We start from the raw sequence: 3,820 nt of genomic DNA, 5'->3' as shown, positions 1-3,820 counted from the left end.
GGGCGGCGGCGGTGGGCAGTGCCGGTGCGGCGGCCGGTGGTGGTGGTACGGGGGAGCCGGCCGGTGGTGACGGCCGCCGGAGAGGGTCACCGAGGCGCCCCCCATGGCGACCGGGGCACCGCCCGCCGGGGCCGGTGGGCCGTCGGCGGAGGCCGAGCCGGCGCCCGCGAAGGCCCAGGCACCGCCCGCGAAGGCCGAGCCGCCACCCCCCGAGGCCACGACCGAGACATCGCCCGCCGAGGCCACCGCCACCGTGCCGTCCGGCCCCGTGGATGCGTACGCGCAGGCGTCGGCCGACGCATGGCCGACCGGGCAGCCCGTCAGCGCGCAGGCCAGCGCCAGCAGGGCCAACACCCTTGGGGCGGGCGCGCGTCGGGTCACGTGGAGTCCATGCACCCGAAGATCATGGGACGCGCGCGGCGGCCGTAACCCGGACTGCGGCGGTATTGGTCCGAAGGAGGGATAAAGCCGATCAGCGGTTTGACGATCGGATGAGTCCGACATGGCCGAAAAGGCACCTCAGTTCGACCCTTCATCCATGCGGGGGCGTCACCGGATCGTCAAACAGAGGGCCTCGCGAGGCGTCACCCGTCCCGCTGGCGTGCGGTGGACGGCGGTCGACGCGGACCCCGGCCCCCGAACGTCACCGAGCGGGGTCGGTCGGGCACTTCCCGCAGGCAGTGACCGGGAACGGATGGTCAATTTCCGGTTCGGGTCGCTCCTTTGGCGGGCGATCAGTAGCCTCTGCTCGAACACCGGATCGCCTACGTCCACGTCCCCGCCTTGGAGAGATAATGGAGCGTCCCGCCTGGGCCCCACGCAGCATCGACATCTCGGTGCCGAGCGTCTCGCGCATCTACGACTACTACCTGGGCGGTTCGCACAACTTCGAGGTCGACCGGGAGGCCGCCCGCAAGGCCATGGACTTCATGCCGGGGCTGCCCAAGACGATGCAGGCCAACCGGGCTTTCCTGCGCCGGGCCGTGCGCTTCGCGGGCCAGGAGGGCATCACCCAGTTCCTGGACATCGGCTCCGGCATCCCGACGTACGGCAATGTCCACGAGATAGCCCAGGCCGCCGTCCCCGGCGCGCATGTCGTCTACGTCGACCACGACCCGGTCGCCGTCGCGCACAGCCAGGCCGTCCTCGCGGGCAACGAGAGCGCGGACGTGGCCGCGGCGGACCTGCGCAAGCCGCAGGAGATCCTCGCCAGCCCCGAAGTGGGCCGCCTGATCGACCTGAACCGGCCAGTCGCCCTCCTCCTCGTTGCCATACTGCACTTTGTGGAAGACGCGGACGACCCCTACGGGGCGGTGGCCGAGCTGCGCGAGGCGCTCGCGCCCGGCAGCATGCTGATCCTCACCCATGCCTCGTACGAGGGAATCCCCGTGTCCGCGGAGCGGGCCGAGGGCGCGGTGGACGTATACAAGGACATTCGCAACCCGCTGATCATGCGCTCGCGCGACGAGGTCGCGCGGTTCTTCGAGGGGTACGACATGGTGGAACCCGGACTGGTGCCGATGCCGCTCTGGCGCCCGGAATCCGCGCCGGAGGACGAGGATCCGTTCGCCTTCGCCGGATACGCCGGCGTGGGGCGTACGGCGTGAGCGCGGAACCGGACGGGCCGGAGGACAGACTGCGCCGGCTGACGACGATCTGGAGCCGGGCGCTGTACCCGGTGACCTCCACGTCGCTCACCCGCGCCGAGTTCGAGGAACAACTCCTTCCCCTCGGGCGCCGGTTGAGCGAGCTGCTGCGGGCCCGCAGCTTCGACGCGGACGCCGCGAAGGCGGTCGGCGCCGCCCTGGTCGAGGCGCACTGCACCGATCCCGAGGCGCTCTCACGCACCCTGGACTGCGTGGACGCCTACCTGGTGCTCTACTGCGGCGGGGACGGCCCGCAGGACGAACTGCGCATGCGTTCCTCGCGGTTGCAGCACGCGATGGCCGCGGGCTACGCGCATGCGCTGCGCCGGCGCACCCTCGCCGAGCAAGAGTCCATCGCCCAGGCCGCGTTGCGGGCCCAGGGCGTGGTGGCGCAGGCGCTGCACGCGAGTGAGGCCCGGTTCCGCGCGGTCTTCGAGGGCGCCGCCATAGGGATCGGCATCGCCGACCTCGACGGCCACATCCTCCAGGTCAACGAGGCGCTGCTGCGCATGTTCGGGCAGCCCCAGCAGTCGCTGCGCGGCCGCCGGGTGCAGGACTGGACCCACCCCGACGACGCCCCGCAGACCTGGCGGCTCTACGACGAACTGGTCCGCGGCGAGCGCGAGCACTACCACCTGGAGAAGGCCTTCAACCGGCCCGACGGCACGGTGCTGTGGACCAATCTGACGGTCTCCCTGCTGCGCGACGCCGACGGCAGACCGCAGTACCAGCTCGCGCTCATGGAGGACACCACCGAGCGCCGGCTGCTCAATCTGCGGCTGCGGTACGAGGCGACGCACGACGCGCTCACCGGACTGCCCAACCGCACGCTGTTCTTCGAGCGGTTGGAGAAGGTCCTCGCCGCCGGGGACGGCCAGCGCTTCGGGCTGTGCTACCTCGACCTGGACGGCTTCAAGACCATCAACGACAGCCTCGGCCACGCGGCCGGCGACCGGCTCCTGGTGGAGGTCGCCGACCGCCTCCAGTCCTGCGCGACCGCGCCCGGCGAGATGGTCGCCCGGCTCGGCGGCGACGAGTTCGTGGCGCTGACCACCGGCCCCGGCACCGACCGCACCGTGGACGAGCTGGCCGAGCGCATCATGAACGCGCTGGTCACCCCGATCAGCATCGACGGCCGTGACCTGCTGGTGCGCGGCAGTCTCGGCATCGTGGAGGGCCCGGCGGGCGAGCGTACGGCCGCCGAGGTGCTGCGCAGCGCGGACATCACCATGTACCGGGCCAAGTCGGCGGGCGGCAACCGCTCCGAGCTGGCCGACCCGGAGGCGGACGCCCGCGCCATCACCCGGCACGGCCTGACCACGGCCCTGCCCACCGCCCTGGAACGCGGCGAGTTCTTCATCGAGTACCAGCCGCTGGTGCACCTCGGCGACGGCAGCGTGCGCGGCGCGGAGGCGCTGGTGCGCTGGCTGCACCCGCAGCACGGAGTGCTCGGCCCCGACCGCTTCATCCCGCTCGCCGAGCACACCGGGCTGATCGTGCCGCTCGGCCGCTGGGTCCTGGAGGAGTCGATCCGGCAGGCCCGCGCCTGGCGGGTGCGGCACGGCGGCCAGGACGCCGGGCCGCTGCGGATCAACGTCAACCTGTCCCCGTGCCAGCTCAGCCACCCCGGTCTGGTCCAGGACACGGTGGACATCCTCGAACGCGCCGGCGTCACCCCCGACGCGCTGTGCCTGGAGGTCACCGAGTCCGCGCTCATCGGCGCCGACGACGATCTGCTCAAACCCCTGCGCAGACTCGCCGAGATGGGCGTGGACATCGCCCTGGACGACTTCGGCACCGGCTACTCGAACCTGGCCAATCTGCGCCGCCTGCCGGTGAGCGTCCTCAAACTGGACCGCTCCTTCACCCAGGGCATGCAGCAGTTCCCCGCCGACCCCGTGGACCTGAAGATCGTCGAGGGCATCGTCACCCTCGCCCACAGCCTCGACCTCGCCGTTACCGTCGAGGGCGTGGAGACCGGCGCCCAGGCCGAACAACTCCGCGTCCTGGGCTGCGACACGGCCCAGGGCTGGTACTACGCCCGCCCGGGCCCACCGGAGCGGCTCCACGATCTGGCGTTGGCGGACGCGAAGGGATGAGCGGGCCGGGGCGCAGCCCCGCCCGCTCAGGGGCGCGGGGCTGTATCGACACGCGGCTCCGCCGCGTGGGCGCGA

General features: G+C 72.1%; 2 protein-coding genes and 1 pseudogene. 2 read left to right on the top strand and 1 reads right to left on the bottom strand.

The features are described 5' to 3' along the window. Window positions 1-381, bottom strand: a pseudogene (locus CCN72_RS20400) (hypothetical protein); the annotation flags it as partial. A 413-nt stretch (window positions 382-794) separates the two neighbouring features. Between CCN72_RS20400 and CCN72_RS20395 the strand changes: the two are divergent. Together CCN72_RS20395 and CCN72_RS20390 are read left to right on the top strand one after the other, a co-directional pair. Further along, a complete protein-coding gene (locus tag CCN72_RS20395) occupies window positions 795-1,607 on the top strand; it encodes an SAM-dependent methyltransferase (protein ID WP_086808766.1) in 813 nt (270 codons plus the stop codon). Next, window positions 1,604-3,745: a putative bifunctional diguanylate cyclase/phosphodiesterase gene (locus tag CCN72_RS20390; protein ID WP_086808765.1), complete on the top strand. Its 2,142-nt coding sequence runs from the start codon at window positions 1,604-1,606 to the stop codon at window positions 3,743-3,745. The genes CCN72_RS20395 and CCN72_RS20390 overlap by 4 nt, the downstream gene beginning before the upstream one ends. The last annotated feature ends 75 nt before the right edge of the window (window positions 3,746-3,820 follow it).

It is taken from the genome of Streptomyces murinus (assembly GCF_002154555.1).
In the GTDB taxonomy this organism is placed as follows: Bacteria; Actinomycetota; Actinomycetes; order Streptomycetales; family Streptomycetaceae; genus Streptomyces; species Streptomyces murinus.
The sequence above is the reverse complement of the archived record's forward strand: the minus strand, read 5'-3'. Positions and strand labels throughout refer to the sequence as shown.

Coding starts and splice junctions, on each gene's coding strand:
- CCN72_RS20395 (WP_086808766.1), top strand. CDS start 795: ATGGAGCGTCCCGCCTGGGCCCCACGCAGCATCGACATCTCGGTGCCG.